Origin of the sequence: Pseudomonas sp. ATCC 43928, from assembly GCF_005938665.2 — a bacterium.
Lineage (GTDB): Bacteria > Pseudomonadota > Gammaproteobacteria > Pseudomonadales > Pseudomonadaceae > Aquipseudomonas.
Map to the genome: position 1 here is coordinate 4,673,706 of NZ_CP041753.1, position 23,158 is coordinate 4,696,863.

The window sequence follows — 23,158 nt, forward strand, 5'->3', positions numbered from 1 at the left end:
TTGGCACGATTCAAGCAAAAAGCAGGCTATCCCGTGAGGGTCAATAATGAAGGAACGAGTCGTTGATCGACAAAATGCAATTTCCTGACCTTTAAGTCAGAAAATCATTGACCGGAAAGTCAGACCTGATAAATTCGGCTCATGTCGGTTAACAACAATAATGAGTTTGCGAGGCCATCCGTGATCCAGTTTTTACTCAACCAGGAACTCCGTAGCGAGCACGCCCTGGACCCGAACCTGACTGTGCTCAATTACTTGCGCGAACATGTGGGCAAACCCGGCACCAAAGAAGGCTGCGCCAGCGGTGACTGTGGCGCGTGCACTGTGGTGGTCGGCGAGCTGCAGACGGATGACGATGGCCGCGAACACATTCGCTATCGCAGCCTCAACTCGTGCCTGACCTTTGTTTCGTCGCTGCACGGCAAGCAACTGATCAGCGTCGAAGACCTCAAGCACCAAGGCCAACTGCACAGCGTGCAAAAAGCCATGGTCGAGTGCCACGGCTCGCAGTGCGGCTTCTGCACCCCGGGCTTTGTCATGTCGTTGTTCGCGCTGCAAAAGAACAGCGATCAACCGGACTCCCACAAGGCCCATGAAGCGCTGGCCGGCAACCTCTGCCGCTGTACCGGTTATCGGCCGATCCTGGCCGCCGCCGAGCAATCCTGCTGCGACAAGCAACCGGACCAGTTCGATGCTCGCGAAGCGCAAACCATCGCTCGCCTGAAAGCCATCGCCCCCACCGACATCGGTGAACTCAACAGTGGCGACAAACGTTGCCTGGTGCCCTTGACCGTGGCCGATCTGGCCGACCTCTACGACGCTTATCCACAGGCCCGCCTGCTGGCCGGCGGTACCGACCTGGCGCTGGAAGTCACGCAATTCCACCGCACCTTGCCGGTGATGATCTACGTCGGCAACGTCGCCGAAATGAAGCGCATCGAACGCTTCGACGATCGCCTGGAAATCGGCGCCGCCACCGCCCTCTCCGACTGTTACGACGCTTTGAAGGCCGAGTACCCGGACTTCGGCGAATTGCTGCAGCGCTTCGCTTCGTTGCAGATTCGCAACCAGGGCACCCTCGGCGGCAATATCGGCAACGCCTCGCCGATCGGTGACTCGCCACCGCTGCTGATCGCCCTTGGCGCGCAGATCGTGCTGTGCAAAGGCGAGACTCACCGCACCCTGGCCCTGGAAGATTACTTCATCGATTACCGGGTCACCGCACGCCAGGAAAGCGAGTTCATCGAGAAGATCATCGTGCCCCGCGCCAGCGCTGAACAACTGTTCCGCGCCTACAAGGTGTCAAAGCGTCTGGACGACGACATTTCCGCAGTCTGCGCAGCATTCAACCTGCGCATCGACAATGGCGTAGTCGCCGACGCCCGCATTGCTTTCGGCGGCATGGCGGCCATCCCCAAACGTGCGAAAAACTGCGAAGCCGCGCTGGTTGGCGCACCGTTCAACAACGCCACCATTGAACGCGCCTGCGCCGCACTGGCCGAAGATTTCACACCGCTCTCGGACTTCCGCGCCAGCAAGGAATACCGCCTGCTCAGCGCGCAGAACCTGCTGCGCAAATACTTCATCGAACTGCAAACACCGCACATCGAGACTCGGGTGACCGCTTATGTCTAATCATCACGCCGTAGAGAAGACCCAAGCCGAACTGGCTGAATTGTTCGCCAAGGACCTGACCACCGGCGTCGGCCGCAGCGTCAAGCACGACAGCGCCGCCAAGCATGTGTCCGGTGAAGCACAGTACATCGACGATCGGCTGGAATTCCCCAATCAGCTGCACGTTTACGCACGGCTGTCGGATCGCGCCCACGCGAAAATCATCAGCATCGACACCCAGCCCTGCTACGCCTTCGAAGGCGTGCGCATCGCCATCACCCACGAAGACGTGCCGGGCCTGAAAGACATCGGCCCGCTGTTGCCGGGCGATCCGCTGCTGGCCATCGATGATGTGCAGTTCGTCGGTCAACCGGTACTCGCCGTCGCCGCGAAAGACCTGGAAACCGCGCGCAAAGCCGCGATGGCGGCGATCATCGAATACGAAGACCTCGAACCGGTTCTGGACGTGGTCGAAGCCCTGCGCAAACGCCATTTCGTGCTCGACAGCCATACCCACCAGCGCGGCGATTCGGCCAATGCCTTGGCCACTGCCGAGCATCGCATCCAGGGCACGCTGCACATCGGCGGCCAGGAACACTTTTATCTGGAAACCCAGATCTCTTCGGTGATGCCGACTGAAGACGGCGGGATGATCGTTTACTGCTCGACCCAGAACCCCACCGAAGTGCAGAAACTGGTGGCGGAAGTGCTGGACGTGTCGATGAACAAAATCGTCGTCGACATGCGCCGCATGGGCGGTGGTTTCGGCGGCAAGGAAACCCAGGCGGCAAGCCCGGCGTGCCTGTGCGCGGTGATCGCGCACCTGACCGGTCAACCCACCAAAATGCGCCTGCCGCGTGTCGAAGACATGCTGATGACCGGCAAGCGTCACCCGTTCTACGTCGAGTACGACGTGGGCTTCGACAGCACCGGCCGCCTGCACGGCATCGCCCTGGAGCTGGCCGGTAACTGCGGTTGCTCACCGGATTTGTCGGCGTCGATTGTCGACCGCGCGATGTTCCATGCCGACAACTCGTACTACCTGGGCGATGCGACCATCAATGGTCACCGCTGCAAGACCAACACCGCGTCGAACACCGCTTACCGTGGCTTCGGTGGCCCGCAAGGCATGGTCGCCATCGAAGAAGTGATGGACGCCATCGCCCGCCATCTGGGCCTCGATCCGCTGGCGGTGCGCAAGGCCAACTACTACGGCAAGACCGAGCGCAACGTCACCCATTACTACCAGACCGTCGAGCACAACATGCTCGAGGAAATGACCGCCGAACTGGAAGCCAGCAGCCAGTACGCCGAGCGCCGCGAAGCGATTCGCCGTTACAACGCCAACAGCCCGATCCTGAAAAAAGGCCTGGCGCTGACCCCGGTGAAATTCGGTATTTCCTTCACCGCCAGTTTCCTCAACCAGGCCGGTGCGCTGGTGCATGTCTACACCGACGGCAGCATCCACCTGAACCACGGCGGCACCGAGATGGGCCAGGGCCTCAACACCAAGGTTGCACAAGTGGTGGCTGAAGTATTCCAGGTGGAAATGGACCGGGTGCAGATCACCGCGACCAACACCGACAAAGTGCCGAACACCTCGCCGACCGCCGCTTCCAGCGGCGCCGACCTCAACGGTAAAGCCGCACAGAATGCCGCGGAAATCATCAAGAAACGCCTGGTGGAATTTGCCGCGCGACAATACAAGGTCAGCGAAGAAGACGTGGAATTCCACAACGGTCATGTGCGGGTTCGCGATCACATCCTGACGTTCGAAGCGCTGATCCAGCAGGCGTATTTCGCCCAGGTGTCGTTGTCGAGCACTGGCTTCTACAAGACTCCGAAAATCTACTACGACCGCAGCCAGGCTCGCGGTCGGCCATTCTACTACTACGCCTTCGGCGCGGCCTGCGCCGAGGTGATCGTCGACACCCTGACGGGCGAGTACAAGATGCTGCGCACCGACATCCTCCACGACGTCGGCGCCTCGTTGAACCCGGCCATCGACATCGGTCAGGTCGAGGGCGGTTTCATCCAGGGCATGGGCTGGCTGACCATGGAAGAACTGGTGTGGAACGACAAAGGCAAACTGATGACCAACGGCCCGGCCAGCTACAAGATCCCGGCCGTGGCGGACATGCCGTTGGACCTGCGGGTGAAGCTGGTGGAAAACCGCAAGAACCCGGAAGACACGGTGTTCCATTCCAAGGCTGTGGGTGAGCCGCCGTTCATGCTTGGCATCGCCGTCTGGTGCGCGATCAAGGACGCCGTGGCGAGTTTGGGCGACTACCGGCATCAACCGAAAATCGACGCGCCGGCGACGCCGGAGCGGGTGTTGTGGGGCTGTGAGCAGATGCGTCAGTTGAAGGCGGTGAAGGCCGTCGAAACTGAGTCGGAAGTAGTGGTTTGATCGTTCCCACGCTCGGCGTGGGAATACAGCCCGCGACGCTCTGCGTCGCATTGTGAACAGCGGACGCGGAGCGTCCAGAGATGCATTCCCACGCCGAGCGTGGGAACGATCTTGAGAGGTGAACATGTATAACTGGATCGACGCCCTCGCCGACCTGCAAAACCGGGGTGAACCCTGTGTGTTGGTGACCATCATCGAAGAGCTCGGCTCGACGCCGCGCAATGCCGGCTCGAAGATGGTCATCAGCGCCACGCAAACGTTCGACACCATTGGTGGCGGGCATCTGGAATACAAGGCCATGCAGATCGGCCGCGAGATGCTTGCCAGCGGCCGGCAGGACACCCATCTGGAGCGCTTCAGCCTCGGCGCCAGCCTGGGCCAGTGCTGCGGCGGCGTGACCGTGCTGCTGTTCGAACCGATGGGCCAGGTGCAAGCGCAGATTGCTGTATTCGGCGCCGGACACGTCGGTCGGGCGCTGGTGCCGCTGCTCGCCAGCCTGCCCTGCCGGGTGCGCTGGATCGATTCGCGGGAAGCCGAATTCCCCGAACAGATCCCCCACGGTGTGCGCAAAATCGTCACCGAAGAACCGCTGGATGAAGTCGATGACCTGCCCGCTGGCAGCTACTGCATTGTCATGACTCACAACCACCAGCTCGACCTCGAACTCACCGCCGCGATCCTCAAGCGCAATGACTTCGCCTACTTCGGCCTGATCGGTTCGAAGACCAAACGGGTGAAGTTCGAACACCGCCTGCGTGATCGTGGTTTCGACAGCGCCGTGCTGCAACGCATGCGCTGCCCGATGGGGCTGGGCGAAGTCAAAGGCAAGTTACCTGTGGAAATCGCCATCTCCATCGCCGGCGAAATCATCGCCACCTATAACGCGAATTTCGGCCAGCACACCGCCAGCACCGGATCATCGATCGCCAAACTGCTGCCTGCTTCGCGCCGCAGCCAAGCTTCTAACTGAAGAGCTTCGAACTGAAAAGCCTCGAATTGCAAAGCTTCGAACTAATTGAGAACCCAAGCCAATGACTCGCAAAGCCTACCGCGCCGCCATTTTGCACAGCATCGCCGACCCTGCCGAAGTGGGTATCGAAGCCTCGTATGAGTATTTCGAAGACGGCCTGCTGGTGGTCGAGAACGGCCAGATCAACGCCATCGGCCACGCCAGCGAATTGCTGCCAACGCTGCCGGCCGACATCGAGATCACCCATTATCAGGACGCACTGATCACCCCCGGCTTCATCGATACCCACATTCACCTGCCGCAAACCGGCATGGTCGGCGCCTACGGCGAGCAACTGCTGGACTGGCTGAACACCTACACTTTCCCGTGCGAAAGCCAGTTCGCCGACAAGGCTCACGCTGACGAAGTGGCGGATATTTTCATCAAGGAACTGCTGCGCAACGGCACCACCACCGCCCTGGTCTTCGGCAGCGTGCATCCGCAATCGGTGAACTCGTTTTTCGAGGCTGCCGAGCAACTGGATCTGCGGATGATCGCCGGCAAGGTGATGATGGATCGCAACGCGCCGGACTACCTGACTGACACTGCCGAATCGAGCTACGTCGAAAGCAAGGCGCTGATCGAACGCTGGCACGGCAAGGGCCGCCTGCATTACGCCGTCACCCCGCGCTTCGCCCCGACCAGCACCCCGGAGCAACTGACCCTCGCCGGCCAGTTGCTCAGCGAATACCCGGATCTGTACATGCAGACCCACATCAGCGAAAACCTCAAGGAAGTCGAGTGGGTCAAGGAACTGTTCCCGGAGCGCAAGGGCTACCTGGACGTCTACGATCACTACCAACTGCTCGGCGAGCGCTCGGTGTTCGCCCACGGCGTGCACCTGTGCGACGACGAATGCGCGCGCCTGGCGCAGACCGGATCGGCGATTGCGTTCTGCCCGACCTCGAACTTCTTCCTCGGCAGCGGCTTGTTCAACCTGCCGATGGCCGAGAAGCACAAACTGAATGTCGGACTGGGCACAGACGTCGGCGGCGGCACCAGTTTCTCGCTGCTGCAAACCCTGAACGAAGCGTACAAGGTCATGCAGCTGCAAGGCGCACGGCTGAGCCCGTTCAAGTCGCTTTACCTCGCCACCCTCGGCGGTGCCCGCGCGCTGCGCCTGGAAGACAAGATCGGCACCCTGCAACCGGGCACTGACGCGGACTTCCTGGTGCTGGACTACAACGCGACGCCGCTGCTGAGCTATCGCCTGAAGCAGGCCAATAACATTGCCGAGACGTTGTTTGTGTTGATGACGCTGGGGGATGATCGGACTGTGCTGCAGACGTACGCGGCGGGGCATCTGGTGCATCAGCGTTAAGGTTTTTCGGGCATAAAAAATCCCCCGCATTCATTGATTGCGGGGGATTTTTTTTGTCGCCTGTCAGACCGCTATCGCGACTCGGCCCGATTTATAGCTTGGCAGTCGAGCGCCCCGGTTTCTTGGTCTGCAACAGATGCGAGAACACTGCATGCAAATCATCCGACGCGCTTTCTTCGTCGAGGTTGAGTTTGCTGTCGATGTGGTCCATGTGATGCATCATCAAATCCACTGCCAGCGTCGCGTCCCGCGCTTCGATGGCGTCGATCAGCTGGGTGTGTTCATCGTAGGAACAGTGGGAACGGTTGCCGCTCTCATACTGGGCGATGATCAGCGATGTCTGGGACACCAGGCTGCGCTGGAAGCTGATCAGCGGCGCGTTCTTCGCCGCCTCGGCCAGTTTCAAGTGAAACTCGCCTGACAGACGAATACCGGCACCGCGATCGCCACGGGAGAAGCTGTCGCGCTCGTCGTTGACCATCTGCCGCAAGTCGGCAATCTGCTCGGCAGTGGCGTGCTGCACCGCCAACTCAGTGATCGCCCGCTCCACCAGCCGCCGCGCCATGAACACCTGGCGAGCCTCCTCGACACTCGGGCTGGCAACGACAGCGCCGCGATTCGGACGCAGCAACACCACGCCTTCATGGGCCAGACGCGACAGCGCGCGGCGAATGATGGTGCGACTGACCCCGAAAATTTCCCCCAGCGCTTCTTCGCTCAACTTGGTGCCGGGCGCCAGACGCTGTTCGAGGATGGCCTCGAAGATATGCGCGTAGACAATATCGTCCTGGGTACCGCTGCGGCCGGCTTTGCCTGCTCGCGGTTGTTTCTTGAGGGGTTGCAACTGTTCGTTCATGGGCACTCGAGTCGGGAGAACTGCGGCGAATTGACCGTGACTGTAATACGGCACAGTGGGTCACTGGCAAGTATCGCGTAAAAAACACTGCAATTGTACACAATGGCGGGTGGCAACACGACTGTACGGCTGTTTGTCGCCTTTGCTGTATTGCAACGACCGGTTACGTTTCAGTTTAGGCTTGAACGCACAAACCTGTGGGCGGGAACTGAAGTGAAGAGACCATTGTGGCGAGGGAGCTTGCTCCCGCTCGGCGGCGAAGCCGTCGTTGATGCTGCTAACGCGCTTCATCTATCTGAGCGCATTGGATTGTTTGGGGGGCCGCTTCGCAGCCCAGCGGGAGCAAGCTCCCTCGCCACAAAAGCTCCCCGGAGTTGATTATTTCTATAAAACAAGGAACACCGCTGTCATGACCGACGCCACGCACACGCAGCTTCGTCCCCTGACCGACACGTCGCCCTCGGCCATCGTCGCCGGGTTCATCGCCATGATGACCGGTTACACCAGTTCGCTGGTGCTGATGTTCCAGGCAGGCCAAGCGGCGGGCCTGAGCAGCGGGCAGATTTCGTCGTGGATCTGGGCGATCTCCATCGGCATGGCGGTGTGCTCGATCGGCCTGTCCTTGCGCTATCGCACCCCGATTACCATTGCCTGGTCGACCCCCGGCGCGGCGTTGCTGATCACCAGCCTGGGCGGTGTCAGCTACGGCGAGGCCATCGGCGCCTACATTACTTGTGCAGTGTTGGTGACCGTGTGCGGCCTGACGGGCAGTTTCGAACGGCTGGTGAAAAAGATTCCGGCCTCGTTGGCGGCAGCGTTGCTGGCGGGGATTCTGTTCAAGATCGGCAGCGAGATTTTCGTCGCCGCCCAGCACCGCACCGCGCTGGTCCTGGGGATGTTCTTCACGTATCTGCTGGTCAAGCGCCTGTCGCCACGCTACGCCGTGCTTGCGGCACTGTTGATCGGCACCGCGCTGGCCGGTTTCATGGGGTTGCTGGATTTCAGTGGCTTTCACCTGGAAGTCGCGACGCCGGTCTGGACCACGCCGCATTTCTCCCTGGCCGCGACCATCAGCATCGGCATCCCGCTGTTCGTGGTGGCGATGACCTCGCAGAACATGCCGGGCATCGCCGTTTTGCGCGCCGACGGCTACAACGTCCCGGCCTCGCCGCTGATCACCACCACCGGCATCGCCTCGCTGCTGTTGGCACCGTTCGGCTCCCACGGCATCAACCTGGCTGCCATCAGCGCAGCGATCTGCACCGGGCCGCACGCCCATGAGGATCGCAACAAGCGTTACACGGCAGCGGTCTGGTGCGGGATTTTCTACGGGATTGCCGGGGTGTTCGGCGCAACATTGGCGGCGTTGTTTGCCGCGTTGCCTAAAGAACTGGTGCTGTCGATTGCCGCGCTGGCGCTGTTCGGCTCGATCATCAACGGTCTGAGCATTGCCATGGCGCAAGTGCAGGAACGCGAAGCGGCGCTGATTACCTTTATGGTGACGGCATCGGGGCTGACGCTGTTTTCCATCGGTTCGGCGTTCTGGGGGATTGTTGCGGGGGTGTTGACGCTGGTGATTCTGAATTGGCACAAGGCCTGAAAAAAACGGCGACCCTTGGGTCGCCGTTTTTTTAGAACATCAGGCTACCGGATTGATCGGCTTTTCCGGGTACCAGACGTCGATCAGCGGGCTGACTTCAGCGCTGGTCAATTCACTACGGCCCTTGAGCCAGGCTTCAACAGCGGCACGCTGTGCTTCGGTCACCGAGCCACGCTTCTGCAGGCAAACCAGACCGAAGTCATCGCCGCCCACATAACCCAGACCGTTGGCTTCCATGGCTTCTTTCAGGAACGCGTCGAGGAAAGCATCAATGGCTTCATCAGCCAAATCTTCTTTGAAATCCAGGTTCAGTTCGAAACCCAGCTCTTGAAATTCATCGACGCACAGTTTTTTGCGCAGACGCTGGGAACGGTTAGTCGCCATTGGAACAATCCTCATAAGTAATAACGGGCGGCACTTTAGCAGTTTAAGGCGCCGATTACCCGCCTCAGAACGGCGCGACGTCTACCGTCGGTAAAAAAATAGCGGATTAGTCGACCAAGGTGCGGCACAAGCCCTTGCACCTTGGGGCATAATGCCGACACTTTCATGACCGCTGAGGGAATTTATCACCATGCCCTCGTCTTTTTTCCCCTCGGCTGTAGGGTTTTATTTCAGATGATCAAATCTTTGCGTCCATTGCTGCTGGCCAGCCTTCTTCTGCCCCTGGCCCTCCCCGTTTCCGCCGCACCGATCAACACCGCCCTGTCGCCCAACGTTGAAAAGGCCCTCAAGGCCAGCAAATTGCCGGACAGCGCCTTGTCGCTGGTGATGATCCCGCTTAATGGCCCGGGCACCCCAACCGTTTATAACGCTGACGTTTCGGTCAACCCGGCCTCGACCATGAAACTGGTCACCACCTATGCGGCGCTGGAAATGCTTGGCCCGAACCATCAGTGGAAAACCGAGTTCTACACCGACGGCACCCTCAGCGGTGGCATCCTCAACGGTAACCTCTACCTCAAGGGTGGCGGCGATCCGAAGCTGAACATGGAAAAACTCTGGCTGCTGATGCGCGACTTGCGCGCCAATGGCGTGACCCAGGTCACCGGTGACCTGGTGCTGGACCGCGGCTTCTTCGTGCAGCCGCAACTGCCCGAGTTCAACGACGACGGCAATGACGAGAACAAACCGTTCCTGGTCAAGCCCGACGCACTGCTGGTCAACCTCAAGGCCCTGCGCTTCGTGGCCCGCAACGATTCGGGCAAGGTCCTGGTGTCGGTCGAGCCGCCGATTGCCAGCATCCGCATCGACAATCAGGTCAAGGCGCTCAACTCCAAGCAATGCACCGGGGGCGTGCGCTACAACCCGGTGACCCAGGCGGATGGCAGCGTCACCGTGACCGTCGGCGGCCAGCTGGGCGAAGGTTGCAGCTCCCAGACCTACCTGTCGCTACTCGACCACGCGACCTACACCGCCGGCGCCGTGCGCGCGATCTGGAAGGAACTGGGCGGCAGCATCCAGGGCCAGGATCGTCTGGCACCGACGCCGAGCAGCGCCAAGGTGCTGGCCCGGGCCTACTCGCCAGACCTGGCGGAAATCATTCGCGACATCAACAAATACAGTAACAACACTATGGCTCAGCAGTTGTTCCTGAGCCTGGGCCAGAAGTTCCGCACCGACGCCGACAGTGATGACGCCAAAGCGGCCCAGCGCGTGGTGCGTCAGTGGCTGGCGCAGAAAGGCATCACCGCACCGCACCTGGTGATGGAGAACGGCTCCGGCCTGTCCCGCGCCGAACGGGTAAGCGCGCGTGAAATGGCCGCGATGCTGCAAGCCGCCTGGCGCAGCCCGTACGCCGCCGAGTTCATCAGCTCGATGCCGATTGCCGGCACCGACGGCACCATGCGCAAACGCCTGAAGCGCACGGCCATGACCGGTGAAGCCCACGTCAAGACCGGCACCCTGAACACTGTGCGTGCCATCTCCGGCTTCAGCCGCGATGTCAATGGCAATACCTGGGCGGTGGTGGCGATCCTTAACGACAAGGCTCCGTTTGGCGCGTCTTCGGTGCTGGATCAGGTGCTGCTGGACCTGTATCGCCAGCCGAAACTGCCGACCACGGCATCGGTGTTGTAACCGGATCCATAGAACACCTCAGATCCAATGTCGGAGATTCTATGTTGCAGGGCAACCCTGCAACATAGAATCTCCAACAGGGTCTGTATGCAGACCTAGCTCATCTGCCCTTCAACCCGATCCCTTCCCGCCTGCTTCGCCGCGTAAACCCCCGAATCCGCCCGCAACAGCAACGCATCCGCGCCTTCCCCGACCCGCCAGCTGGCAATCCCGAAACTCGCGGTAACGATCCCCACCTCGTCGATCGGCGAACTGCGCAACCCTTGCCATAGTTCCAAGGCCAGCACATGAGCCTGCTCGCCGTCGATGTCCGGACAGAGCACCATGAACTCTTCGCCCCCCAGGCGACAGAACACATCGGTGCGCCGCAGGCGACGGCCAATACGCTCACACACCGCCTGCAATACCCGATCGCCCACGGCATGGCCGTGCTGGTCATTGATGCGTTTGAAGTGGTCGATGTCGAGCATGATCACCGACAACTCGCCACCGCCGCGCTCGACCCGGGCCATTTCGGTGGTCAGGCGCTCCTGGAAGTAGCGGCGGTTATAGATCCCGGTCAATGAGTCGGTCACCGACAGTGCGCGCAACTCCTCTTCCACCCGCTTGAGGTCGGAAATGTCCGAAATGTAGCCATGCCACAGCACACCGCCACCGGGCAGTTCCTCCGGCGTTGCTTCGCCGCGGACCCAGCGCAGGCCACGCTCGGGCAATTGCACGCGATACTCTTCGCGCCAGGGGCTGAGGTTGTCCGCCGACACCTGGATCGACGCGCGGACCCGGCGCGAGTCCTGAGGATGAATCCGCGAGAACACCGCTTCGGCATTGCTCAGCAGTACCTCCAATTCGAGTTCGTAGATCTCGCGCATCCCGTCGCTGGCGTAGATAATGCTGAAGCGCCCATCGAACTCCATCTTGAACTGGTAAATCCCGCCGGGCACATGGGCACTGAGCTTCTTCAACAACAGGTCCCGCGCCGCCAGAGCCTCGTGGACGCGCTTGCGCTCGGTGATGTCGATGCAAATCGCCAAGTACCCGACCCACAAGCCTTGTTCGTCGAGGACCGGAGTCGCCAGCATGTTCACCGTCAAATGGCTGCCATCGCGGCGCACCAGCGTCCACTCCCGGGCTTCATGACCGCCCTCTTCCCCGCCTTCGACCAACATGGCCTGACAGGTCGGAATCGGCTTGCCATAGCGCGCGCTCAACTCCGCCGACCGCGCCTCGAGCTCCCGGGGCAGGTGCAGGTTTTCCAGGGTCATGTGGCCCACGGCCTGCGCACTGGAGTAACCGAGCATGTGCTCGGCACCGGCATTGAAAGTGCTGACGATCCCCCGCAGGTCGGTGGCGATGATCGCCACCTGAGTCGCAGCATCCAGCACGCCGCGCAATTGGCCATGCGTGCCGCGCAGCTCTTGCTCACGGGCGTGCAGTTCCTCGGTCCGTTGCTCGACCATTTTCAGCGCCCGTTGCCGCTGGCTGACCAACACATAGAGAAACACACTGAGCAACAAGCTGAGTAAACCACCCAGCACCACCTGGCTGGTCACTGAAGAATGGTTGGCTTGCAGGAACGCAGCACTGGGGCGCATATCCACTTGATAATCGTGGTCGGCCAGGCGCAGCAAGCGCGTGGAGGATAAGTCACTGGCCCCCGCCGGGTTGGTCGACTCGTACAGCACTTCGTGTTGGTCATCGGTGGACAAGTCGAGAATGCGCACCGAGAGAGAATCATGATTCTCTTCCGGCAGCCCGTCCGCCAGCAGCTGGCGCATGCTGATCACCGCCATCACATACCCGGCGGGCGTGGTGCCCGGCAGCTGCTGACGGCTGACCGGTGCCACCAGCAACACACCCCGTGAATAGGCAGGCTCAATGCCTACCAGATGCAATGGTTGCGAGACAACCATGCGGCCAGTTCGATCGGCACGCTCCAGGGTCGAACGGCGCAGGGGCTGGGCCAGCAGGTCGTAACCCAGCGGCGTGGGCAGTCGGCTCTGGGTTTGGGTATAGAGCACCGGCACGTACTCGTCCCGTTCCGCAGCCGGTTGCAACTGGCCGTCGGCGGTGAGTTCGCGAAAGGTGAAATTGCTCAAGCCTTCGTCATGCACGAAGCGTTCAAGCAAGGGGCGTTCGGCGCGGGAAACCCGTGGTGCCCAGGAATAGGCTTGGGTGCGCCGCAAAAGAGGTTTGGCGTAACCGTCGAATTCCTCGCGGGACACCGACTCGGAATTGGCGAAGAACCGGCGCAGGCCATCAAGGCGCTGCTCCTGATCCTCGAAACGTTCTACGATACGGCTGTAGCGTTCACTGGCGAGCAGTTGGAAACGTTGCCGCATTTGCTGATGAAACTGATTGAGCGTGGCCCAGGCCAGCAACCCCGTAAGAATCCCGCCGACGAGCAATACCAGCAGCGCGACCAGCCAGGCCGAGACATCTTCGCTGATAAAACCCAGGATCTTGGGGCGCACGGCGTGTAACGACATAAACGCAACTCATAACGCCAGGTGCCGGAAAGCCCATTGGCCATGAGTTGAGTTATAGCTATTAGCCACTAATTTGACCAGCACTGAAAGAACCAAAGAGCCTTTAAAAATCAAGGCTCTGTGGATCCAATCAGGCTCAAGTGTCAGCGAGCAGTGATCTTCCAGGCACGGTGGATCTTGCCATTACGGGCGAAATCCGGATCGATGGTCTGGGCCGTGATTTCTTCAACGGCATAACGCTCGGTGAGGTTTTCCTCGAGCTGGAACTTGCGGAAGTTGTTGGAGAAGTACAACACCCCACCCGGTGCCAGTCGCGCCATGGCCAGATCGATCAACTGCACCTGGTCACGCTGCACGTCGAAGATCCCTTCCATGCGCTTGGAGTTGGAGAAGGTCGGCGGGTCGATGAAGATCAGGTCGTATTCGTCACGGCAGGCGTCGAGCCAGGCCATCACGTCGCCCTGCTCCAGACGGTTCTTGTCGGAGAAACCGTTCAGCGACAGATTGCGCCGCGCCCAGTCCAGGTAGGTTTTCGACAGGTCGACGCTGGTGGTGCTGCGCGCACCGCCCTTGGCCGCATGCACACTGGCCGTCGCGGTGTAGCAATACAGGTTGAGGAAGCGTTTGCCGGCCGCCTCTTTCTGAATCCGCATGCGCATCGGCCGGTGGTCGAGGAACAACCCGGTGTCGAGGTAGTCGGTGAGGTTCACCAGCAGCTTCACGCCGCCTTCGTTGACCTCGTTGAACTTGCCCTGGGCGCTCTGGCGTTCGTACTGCTTGGTGCCGCTCTGACGTTCGCGACGCTTGACCACCACGCGGCTCTTGTCGATGTTCAACGCCTGCGGGATTGCCGCGAGGGCATCGAACATCCGCGCCGAGGCTTTTTCCGGATCGATGGATTTCGGCGCGGCGTATTCCTGAACGTGGACCCAGTCGTGATACAGGTCGATGGCCATGGAATATTCCGGCATGTCGGCATCGTAGACGCGGTAGCAGTCGATGCCTTCACGCTTGACCCACTTGCCCAGCGCCTTGACGTTCTTTTGCAGACGATTGGCAAACATCTGCCCACCTTCGCTCAGGCGCGGCTGTTCGATCACCGGGGCGGGTGCCGGAGCCGGTTTGATCGGATTGCCGTTCTTGTTGTACTTGCGCTCTTGCGGCTCACTCGGTGCTTCATCGTAGGCCGCCTGTTCACGCTCGGCCTGACGCTGTTCCGGGGTGCGACGCTCGCCGGTGACGAACTGGTCTGGCGTGACCTTGATCAACAGCAATTTGCACGGCAACGCGCCGTTCCAGAACGAATACTGTTTGTGGCTGCGGATGCCCATGCGCTTGCCCAGGTCCGGAGCGCCGGTGAACACCGCCGCCTCCCAGTTCAAGCACGCCTGACGCAGACGCTCGCCGAGGTTCTGGTAGAGGTAGAGCAGGCTCGCCTCATCGCCCAGACGCTCGCCGTACGGAGGGTTGCAGATCACCAGGCCTTTCTGGTTCTGGTCCGGGCGCGGCTCGAACGTTGCCACTTCGCCCTGGTAAATCTTGATCCACTCGCTCAGGCCGGCACGTTCGACGTTGTTGCGGCCCGGTTGAATCAGGCGTGGGTCGGCTTCGTAACCGCGAATCCACAGCGGTGGCTTGGCCAGGCCGGCCGCAGCGCGTTCAGTGGCTTCTTCGTGGAGTTTTTTCCACAGCGCCGGCACGTGACCGAGCCAGGCGGTGAAGCCCCACTGCTCGCGGCGCAGGTTCGGCGCCATATCGGCGGCGATCATGGCGGCTTCCACCAGGAACGTGCCGACACCGCACATCGGGTCAGCCAGCGCGCCACCATCGGCGGCAATGCGCGGCCAGCCGGAACGGATCAGAATCGCTGCCGCGAGGTTTTCCTTCAGCGGCGCCGCGCCTTGCTGCAAGCGATAACCGCGCTGGTGCAGGCTGTGCCCGGACAGGTCGAGGGACAGGATGGCTTCGCCACGGTCCAGACGCAGGTGAACGCGCAGGTCGGGGTTGAGCTTGTCGATGGACGGGCGATCGCCTTGCGGGGTGCGCAGTTTGTCGACGATGGCATCCTTGACCTTCAAGGCGCCAAAGTGCGTGTTGTCGATGCCAGAGCCGTGACCGCTGAATTCGACGGCCAGGGTGCCGTCGTTGAGCATGTGGTCTTGCCAATCGATATCCAGCACGCCGTGATAGAGATCTTCGGCGTCCTTCATCGGGAAGCGCTTGAGCACCAACAGCACCCGGTTCGCCAGACGCGACCACAGGCACAGGCGATAAGCGGTTTCCATGGTGGCCATGCCGCGCACAGCCGAGGTGTGCTCGCGTGCTTCCTCAAGGCCAAGCCCGACGGCTTCCTCGATGAGCAGACCTTCAAGGCCTTTGGGGCAAGTGAGGAAGAGTTCGAAACGATCGGACATGGTAATTCCAGAGCCTTTAGCTAAGTGAACCGGCAACGCGTTGCCGATCCGGTTTTCAATCAGGCGTTTTTCTAACAGAACGCCCGCGTGGCACGAAGGTGTGCCGTCCCACCCTGACTGCTCGGGTTAAAAGAGCTTAGATGCCAGGGCAGATAAAAAAGTTGATGAAACAAAATGTCATAAGTCGACCCTTCGTCGAATAATACCCAAGAGCAACGGGTGTCATTCTCGTTAAGGCGCAACCCCCAGCATCCCAGCGAAGGGCCGATCATACCGGGCTTTGGCCAATCAACACGGCACAAATATCGTGTTACTTATGGCCATACCATCTTTATGGTTACGTTCTTATGACAAAACGGTCATTCCCTCGATGTGACGCATTGGTTAGAACTCCACTCAGGTTGACGTCGCAACGGCGTCAACACCTTGGCTCGCGACGCCGGCAGCGAGCCACCAACGGCAGAATTTTTCTGCCTGACCTCGATTGAGGTCGACGCGATACATACAGTCAACAAGTGAGGGAAACACCCTATGAGAAGACTTAAGCGTGATCCGTTGGAAAGAGCATTTTTGCGCGGATATCAATATGGCGTTGGTGGTAAATCCCGTGAGCTTTGCCCTTTTACTCTACCGTCGGTACGCCAAGCCTGGATCAATGGCTGGCGAGAAGGACGCGGCGACAATTGGGACGGTATGACCGGCACTGCGGGAATCCACAGACTCAACGAACTTCACGCCGTCGGCTAATACAGGGCACACACTCCGACACGACAATCTGATTACGCTACGACTTAACCACGCACGTCCTATCCGGACGGCGGGCTTCGGCCCAGGGGCTCCTTCGGGGAGCCCTTTTTTATGCCTGCTCCAAATTCAGCGAAGAAACCATTGTGGCGAGGGGGCTTGCCCCCGTTGGGCTGCGAAGCGGCCCCAAAACCAGGCAACGCGGTGAATCAGAGAGAACACGGACACAGGGTTTACGACTGCTTCGCAGCCGAACGGGGGCAAGCCCCTTCGCCACAAAAGCCCTCAGCACAAGGCCCCTACACTGCCTTCAGCGCAGCGCGGCGATGGCATCTACCGATTCACGAATCAGTGCCGGGCCCTTATAGATAAAGCCCGAATAGATCTGCACCAGGCTCGCACCCGCGGCGATTTTCTCAGCCGCGTGCTTGCCTTCGGTGATACCGCCCACGGCGATGATCGGCAAGCGACCGGCCAGTTCCGCCGCCAGCACCTTCACGGTGTGGGTGCTCTTGTCGCGAACCGGGGCGCCGGACAATCCGCCCGCCTCGTCACCGTGCTCCAGGCCTTCGACGCCGACGCGGCTCAGGGTGGTGTTGGTGGCGATCACCGCATCCATCCCGGTTTCGATCAACGCCTGGGCGACTTGAGCGGTTTCTTCATCGCTCATGTCCGGCGCGATCTTGATCGCCAGCGGCACATGTTTGCCGTGGCGCAGGGCCAATTCCGCCCGGCGCGTGGCCAGGTCGGCGAGCAATTGCTTGAGCGAATCGCCGAATTGCAGGCTGCGCAGGCCCGGTGTGTTCGGCGAGCTGACATTGACCGTCACGTAGCTGGCGTGTGCGTAGACCTTGTCCAGGCAGATCAGGTAGTCGTCAACCGCACGTTCAACCGGCGTATCAAAGTTCTTGCCGATATTGATGCCCAGCACGCCCTTGTACTTGGCCGCCGCCACGCGAGCGAGCAAGTGATCGACGCCGAGGTTGTTGAAACCCATGCGGTTGATGATCGCCTCGGCTTGGGGCAAGCGGAAAATCCGTGGTTTCGGATTACCCGGTTGCGGACGCGGGGTAATGGTACCGATTTCGACGAAACCGAAACCCAGTTGGGCAAACCCGTCGATCGCCGCGCCGTTCTTGTCCAGACCGGCCGCCAGACCCACCGGGTTCGGGAATTCCAGGCCCATGACCGTCACCGGCATTTTCGCCGGTGCCTTGCACAGCAAGCCGTTGAGGCCCAAACGCCCGCCCGCGCCGATCAGGTCCAGGGACAGATCGTGGGAGGTTTCCGGGGAAAGTTTGAACAGCAGCTGACGGGCCAGGGTGTACATGGGCAGGCTTGACTCGGGTGGCGATGAGAGGCGGCGATTATAGCCGCGCATCGAGTCCACAGGCGAGGCGCACGACAAAATCAGCCAGCGATGGCATATGCCTTGCACCAACATGATCATCAGCACTCATGCCAACGACGGAATGAGTGGAAGGACAATGGCGTCGTCACCGGCTCTGCTCGCGCAGAGGCCATGGGACGACGTTTTTTTTGGAAGGTGCAAATCGATGAATGAACCATCAGCCGGCCCACTGGCCTGGGTCAACGGCAGCGATGCCCCGGAAAAAACCGAAATCAACCTTGGCTTCATGGCTCTGAGCGACTGCGCCTCAGTGGTGGTCGCCGCCACCCAGGGCTTCGCCCAGCCTTACGGTCTGACCCTGAACCTCAAGCGCCAGTCGTCCTGGGCCAACCTGCGGGACAAACTGGTCAGCGGCGAACTCGACGCCGCTCACAGCCTGTACGGCCTGATTTACGCCGTGCATCTGGGCATCGGCGGCGTAGCCTCCACCGACATGGCCGTGCTCATGGGCCTGAACCAGAACGGCCAGAGCATCAACCTCTCCCACGGCTTGCAGGCCCTGGGCGTGACCAGTCCTGAAGCACTGGACCATCACGTGCACCAAAGTCGCCCAAAACTGACCTTCGCCCAGACATTTCCCACAGGCACCCACGCCATGTGGCTGTATTACTGGCTGGCGAGCCAGGGCATTCATCCGTTGCAGGATGTCGACAGCGTGGTGGTGCCGCCGCCACAAATGGTCGCGCACCTGCAAGCCGGGCGCATCGACGGGTTCTGTGTCGGCGAACCGTGGGCTGCCAGTGCGGTGCGACAGAATCTCGGTTTCACCATGGCCACCACTCAGACCATCTGGCCCGACCACCCGGAAAAAGTCCTCGGCTGCACCCGCGCCTTCGTCGATCAATACCCCAATACCGCCCGGGCCCTGGTGATGGCGATCCTCGAGGCCAGCCGCTTCATTGAAGCCAGCCGCGAAAATCGCCGCAGCACCGCACAACTGTTGAGCGCACCCGAATACCTGGATGCCCCGCTCGATTGCATCGAACCGCGCTTGCTCGGTGACTATACCGACGGCCTGGGCAATCACTGGCAAGACCCACACGCGATGCGTTTCCACAGTGGCGGCGAGGTCAATCTGCCGTATTTGTCCGACGGCATGTGGTTCATGACCCAGTTCCGTCGCTGGGGCTTATTGCGTGACGACCCGGATTACCTCGGCGTAGCCCGTGAGGTTCAGCAACTAGACTTATACCGAGAGGCCGCCACCGCTGTCGGCGTGCCCGCCCAGGTTCAGGAAATGCGCAGCAGTCAACTGATCGACGGCAAAGTCTGGGACGGTTCGGACCCGGCCGGCTATGCCCGCAGCTTCACGCTGCACGCCATGAGCGACAGCGCCCCCCTTCTCGCCAGCCGCTGACAGGAGCCTGCGAATATGTTGCGTATCCTGCTGATCAATGACACCGCGAAAAAAGTCGGGCGTCTGAAAGCGGCCCTGACCGAAGCCGGGTTCGAAGTCATCGACGAGTCCGGCCTGACCATTGACCTGCCCGCGCGCGTCGAAACGGTGCGTCCGGACGTGATTCTGATCGATACCGAGTCACCGAGCCGCGATGTGATGGAACAAGTGGTGCTGGTTACTCGCGACCAACCACGGCCAATCGTGATGTTCACCGACGAGCACGATCCCGGCGTGATGCGCCAGGCGATCAAGTCCGGCGTCAGTGCCTACATCGTCGAAGGCATTCACGCACAACGCTTGCAGCCGATTCTCGACGTGGCCATGGCTCGCTTTGAAAGCGATCAGGCCCTGCGCGCGCAACTGCACGCCCGCGACCAGCAACTGGCCGAGCGCAAGCGCATCGAGCTGGCCAAGGGGCTGCTGATGAAGATGAAGGACTGCAATGAAGAAGAGGCCTACACCCTGATGCGCCGCCAGGCCATGAGCCGCCAGCAGAAGCTGATACAGGTGGCGGAGCAAATCATTGCCATGAGTGAGTTGCTTGGCTGAAGGACGCTATCGCGGGCAAGCCTCGATCTCACGTGTTGGCACAGATCTCGCTAAGTAATCCCTGCAAGGTAACCAACGGCGGTTGCCCCACCTACGACAAAGACGTCGCTCACCTCATTCGCCCCCTTTTGCGAAGCAGGTAGCGGCGTTTTTCCGTTTTGGCCCCAGAGACCGGGGCTGGTGGTGCGGCCGTTGCGGCGCCCCACCTGCAAGCTCATGACTCCTTCTTGATACGCCTGACAGCTGAGGTGCGCGATGAATTCAAGCTTCTGGAAATCCGGCCATACCCCGACACTGTTCGCAGCCTTCCTCTATTTCGATCTGAGCTTCATGGTCTGGTACCTGCTCGGCCCCCTGGCGGTGCAGATCGCCGCTGACCTGCACCTGACCACCCAACAGCGCGGGCTGGTGGTGGCCACGCCGATTCTGGCCGGTGCCGTACTGCGCTTTGCGATGGGCCTGCTGGCTGATCGCCTGTCGCCAAAAACCGCCGGGATCATCGGCCAGATAATCGTCATCAGCGCCCTGCTCGTTGCCTGGAAAGTCGGCATCCACAGTTACGAGCAGGCGCTGTTGCTGGGCCTGTTCCTCGGCATGGCCGGTGCGTCCTTCGCCGTCGCCCTGCCGCTGGCCTCGCAATGGTATCCGCCGCAGCACCAAGGCAAAGCCATGGGCATCGCCGGTGCCGGTAACTCGGGCACCGTGCTGGCCGCCCTGATCGCCCCGGTGCTGGCTGCCGCGTATGGCTGGAGCAACGTGTTCGGCTTCGCCCTGATCCCGTTGATCCTGACCCTGATCGTCTTCGCCTGGCTGGCCAAGAACGCCCCTGAGCGGCCGAAAGCCAAGTCCATGGCCGACTACCTCAAGGCCCTGGGTGACCGCGACAGCTGGTGGTTCATGTTTTTCTACAGCGTGACCTTCGGCGGCTTCATCGGCCTGGCCAGCGCCCTGCCCGGCTACTTCAATGACCAATACGGCCTGAGCCCGGTCACTGCCGGTTACTACACCGCTGCTTGCGTGTTCGGTGGCAGCCTGATGCGTCCGCTGGGCGGCGCGCTGGCGGATCGCTTCGGCGGGATTCGCACCCTGTTGGCGATGTACACCGTGGCAGCGATCTGCATTGCGACCGTGGGTTTCAATCTGCCGAGTTCCTACGCAGCGTTGGCCCTTTTCGTCTGCACTATGCTCGGTTTAGGTGCAGGTAACGGTGCCGTATTCCAGTTGGTCCCACAGCGTTTTCGTCGGGAGATCGGTGTGATGACCGGTTTGATCGGCATGGCCGGCGGCATCGGTGGCTTCGCACTGGCGGCCGGCATGGGCGCGATCAAGCAAAGTACCGGCAGCTATCAAATGGCCTTGTGGTTGTTCGCCAGCCTCGGCGTACTCGCCTGGTTCGGTCTGCACGGGGTGAAACGTCGCTGGAGAACCACTTGGGGTTCGGCAGCCGTCACCGCGGCTCGCGTGTGAGGATTGAATGAGCCTGCAACTGAGTTTTGCCGAAGCCAGCGCCATCGGGCCTCGCGAGGAGAACCAGGACGCTCTGCGCCTGGTCACTCCGGCCCCCGCACTGGCGGCGAGCAAGGGTTACCTGTTCGCCATCGCCGACGGCGTCAGCCAATGCGCCGATGGCGGTCTCGCGGCCCGTTCGACCTTGCAGGCGTTGGCGCTGGATTATTACGCCACACCGGAAACCTGGGGTGTCGCCCAGGCACTCGATCGCCTGCTGCTGGCGCAAAACCGCTGGCTGCAGGCCAACGGCGGCGGGCAACCGCTGCTGACCACGGTCAGTGCCCTGGTGATGCGCGGCAGGCGTTTCACCCTGGCGCATGTCGGCGATTGCCGGGTTTACCGCTGGCACGCCGACACCTTGCAACGGGTGAGCGAGGATCACGTCTGGGACCAGCCGGGCATGCAGCATGTGCTCAAGCGGGCCCTGGGGCTGGATCAACATCTGGTGCTGGACTTTCTGGATGGCGAACTGCGCCTGAACGAGAGTTTCGTGCTGCTCAGCGACGGCATCTGGGCCGTGCTGGGCGACACCGCCATCGCGGCGATTCTGCGCGATCAACCTGACCTCAACAGTGCCGCGCAGACCCTGGTCAGCGCCGCGCACCTGGCCGGCAGCCAGGACAATGCCAGCGCCCTGCTGGTGCGGGTCGATGCCCTTGGCGAAACCAGCATTGGCGATGCACTGATTCACCTGCAGCAATGGCCTCTGCCGCCTGCACTGAAACCGGGCCAGACCTTCGAAGGCTGGCAGGTCGAAGGGATCCTCGGCCAGAGCCAGCAATCGCTGCTCTACCGGGTGCGCGATGCACAACAACAGCGCTGGCTACTGAAAACCTTGCCCGGCGCTCTGCGTGACGATCACCAGGCCGGGCAGGCATTGTTGTCGGAGGAATGGTTTCTCAAGCGTGTAGCCGGTCGGCATTTCCCTGAAGTCCATGCCGCCAGTCAGCGTCAGCATTTGTATTACGTGATGCGTGAGTATTCCGGGTCGACCCTGGCTGAGTTGCATGAGCGCGTCACAACGCTGCCACTGGCGCAATGGCAGGACCTGGCCGAACGCTTGCTGCGGGCTGTCGGCATCCTGCATCGACGGCAGATTTTGCACCGCGATATCAAACCGGAGAACCTGCTGCTGGGGGACGACGGCGAGTTGCGCCTGCTGGATTTCGGCCTCGCCTACTGTCCAGGGCTGTCCGAAGATCAAGCCTTCGCCCTGCCTGGAACGCCCAGCTATATCGCGCCGGAAGCGTTTCGCGGCGACCTGCCGACACCACAACAGGATCTGTATGCCGTCGGCGTGACCTTGTACTACCTGCTCACCGGGCATTATCCCTACGGCGAAATCGAAGCGTTCCAGCGCCCACGGTTTGGCGTGCCTGTCAGCGCCAGTCGCTACCGGCCCGACCTGCCGGAATGGATCGCGCAAAGTCTGGAGCGCGCGGTGGCGGTAGCCCCGGATCAGCGCTTTGAAACGGCCGAAGAATGGTTGTTGCTGCTGGAACAGGGAGAACGACGCAGTTTGAGCGTGCGACCCAGACCGTTGCTGGAGCGCGAGCCGTTGAAGGTTTGGCGGACGTTGGCACTGGTGTCGTTGCTGGTGAATCTGGTGCTGCTGTTTTTGTTGTTTCATGGCTAACACCCATTCTTTGTAGCATCTACAGGGACCGCGCCAATTGCGGGCAACATGCATTGTTTCGGTGCACAAACATCCCAATCAAATACCGAGACCGCGACCAACCCCAGCAAATTCTGGCGTC

16 protein-coding genes are annotated in these 23,158 nt (G+C 61.0%); 11 read left to right on the plus strand and 5 right to left on the minus strand.

Going from position 1 to position 23,158, the window contains the following annotated elements; genetic code table 11:
• The first annotated feature begins 180 nt into the window (after window positions 1-180).
• From xdhA to guaD, 4 genes are all read left to right on the plus strand, one after another.
• Window positions 181-1,635: a xanthine dehydrogenase small subunit gene (gene xdhA / locus FFH90_RS21230; protein ID WP_138866048.1), complete on the plus strand. Its 1,455-nt coding sequence runs from the start codon at window positions 181-183 to the stop codon at window positions 1,633-1,635.
• Complete coding sequence (gene xdhB, locus FFH90_RS21235) at window positions 1,628-4,024, plus strand: xanthine dehydrogenase molybdopterin binding subunit (RefSeq protein ID WP_138866049.1); 2,397 nt, start codon at window positions 1,628-1,630, stop codon at window positions 4,022-4,024. The genes xdhA and xdhB overlap by 8 nt, the downstream gene beginning before the upstream one ends.
• A gap of 124 nt (window positions 4,025-4,148) precedes the next feature.
• Window positions 4,149-4,994, plus strand: coding sequence for a xanthine dehydrogenase accessory protein XdhC (xdhC, locus tag FFH90_RS21240; protein WP_138866050.1), 846 nt, complete (start codon window positions 4,149-4,151; stop codon window positions 4,992-4,994).
• Between the two features lie 61 nt (window positions 4,995-5,055).
• A complete protein-coding gene (gene guaD, locus FFH90_RS21245; protein WP_064619162.1) occupies window positions 5,056-6,354 on the plus strand; it encodes a guanine deaminase in 1,299 nt (432 codons plus the stop codon).
• A 91-nt stretch (window positions 6,355-6,445) separates the two neighbouring features.
• Here guaD and FFH90_RS21250 read toward each other — a convergent pair whose 3' ends face one another.
• Window positions 6,446-7,210, minus strand: a complete 765-nt coding sequence (locus FFH90_RS21250; RefSeq protein WP_007941070.1) for a GntR family transcriptional regulator — start codon at window positions 7,208-7,210, stop codon at window positions 6,446-6,448.
• A 409-nt stretch (window positions 7,211-7,619) separates the two neighbouring features.
• Here FFH90_RS21250 and FFH90_RS21255 point away from each other — a divergent pair, with 409 nt between their 5' ends.
• Window positions 7,620-8,810, plus strand: a complete 1,191-nt coding sequence (locus FFH90_RS21255; protein WP_138866051.1) for a benzoate/H(+) symporter BenE family transporter — start codon at window positions 7,620-7,622, stop codon at window positions 8,808-8,810.
• A gap of 39 nt (window positions 8,811-8,849) precedes the next feature.
• On the opposite strand, the gene FFH90_RS21260 is transcribed toward FFH90_RS21255, so the two are convergent.
• Window positions 8,850-9,194: a YggL family protein gene (locus FFH90_RS21260; protein ID WP_018925275.1), complete on the minus strand. Its 345-nt coding sequence runs from the start codon at window positions 9,192-9,194 to the stop codon at window positions 8,850-8,852.
• Between the two features lie 234 nt (window positions 9,195-9,428).
• Here FFH90_RS21260 and dacB point away from each other — a divergent pair, with 234 nt between their 5' ends.
• Window positions 9,429-10,889, plus strand: a complete 1,461-nt coding sequence (gene dacB, locus FFH90_RS21265) for a D-alanyl-D-alanine carboxypeptidase/D-alanyl-D-alanine-endopeptidase (RefSeq protein ID WP_018925274.1) — start codon at window positions 9,429-9,431, stop codon at window positions 10,887-10,889.
• Between the two features lie 95 nt (window positions 10,890-10,984).
• Here the strand turns inward: dacB and FFH90_RS21270 are convergent, their stop codons facing one another.
• Both FFH90_RS21270 and rlmKL read right to left on the minus strand, forming a co-directional pair.
• A complete protein-coding gene (locus FFH90_RS21270; protein ID WP_138866052.1) occupies window positions 10,985-13,375 on the minus strand; it encodes a diguanylate cyclase in 2,391 nt (796 codons plus the stop codon).
• Window positions 13,376-13,518: 143 nt separating this feature from the next.
• A complete protein-coding gene (gene rlmKL, locus FFH90_RS21275) occupies window positions 13,519-15,789 on the minus strand; it encodes a bifunctional 23S rRNA (guanine(2069)-N(7))-methyltransferase RlmK/23S rRNA (guanine(2445)-N(2))-methyltransferase RlmL (protein WP_018925272.1) in 2,271 nt (756 codons plus the stop codon).
• A gap of 531 nt (window positions 15,790-16,320) precedes the next feature.
• Between rlmKL and rmf the strand changes: the two genes are divergently transcribed.
• Window positions 16,321-16,536: a ribosome modulation factor gene (rmf, locus tag FFH90_RS21280; RefSeq protein ID WP_003223300.1), complete on the plus strand. Its 216-nt coding sequence runs from the start codon at window positions 16,321-16,323 to the stop codon at window positions 16,534-16,536.
• A gap of 307 nt (window positions 16,537-16,843) precedes the next feature.
• Here rmf and FFH90_RS21290 read toward each other — a convergent pair whose 3' ends face one another.
• Entirely contained in the window at window positions 16,844-17,863 is a 1,020-nt protein-coding gene (locus tag FFH90_RS21290; RefSeq protein ID WP_026286344.1) for a quinone-dependent dihydroorotate dehydrogenase, read from the minus strand.
• Between the two features lie 226 nt (window positions 17,864-18,089).
• On the opposite strand from FFH90_RS21290, the gene FFH90_RS21295 reads away from it, so the two are divergent.
• From FFH90_RS21295 to FFH90_RS21310, 4 genes are all read left to right on the plus strand, one after another.
• Window positions 18,090-19,301 carry a CmpA/NrtA family ABC transporter substrate-binding protein gene (locus FFH90_RS21295; RefSeq protein WP_111454670.1) on the plus strand — a complete coding sequence of 404 codons (1,212 nt, stop codon included), beginning with the start codon at window positions 18,090-18,092 and terminating at the stop codon, window positions 19,299-19,301.
• A gap of 15 nt (window positions 19,302-19,316) precedes the next feature.
• The gene (locus tag FFH90_RS21300) at window positions 19,317-19,892 is read left to right on the plus strand and encodes an ANTAR domain-containing response regulator (protein ID WP_018925269.1); all 576 of its coding nucleotides are present in this window, start codon (window positions 19,317-19,319) and stop codon (window positions 19,890-19,892) included.
• 255 nt (window positions 19,893-20,147) lie between these two features.
• Window positions 20,148-21,359 carry a NarK/NasA family nitrate transporter gene (locus FFH90_RS21305; RefSeq protein WP_018925267.1) on the plus strand — a complete coding sequence of 404 codons (1,212 nt, stop codon included), beginning with the start codon at window positions 20,148-20,150 and terminating at the stop codon, window positions 21,357-21,359.
• A gap of 7 nt (window positions 21,360-21,366) precedes the next feature.
• Window positions 21,367-23,037, plus strand: a complete 1,671-nt coding sequence (locus tag FFH90_RS21310) for a bifunctional protein-serine/threonine kinase/phosphatase (RefSeq protein WP_064619175.1) — start codon at window positions 21,367-21,369, stop codon at window positions 23,035-23,037.
• The last annotated feature ends 121 nt before the right edge of the window (window positions 23,038-23,158 follow it).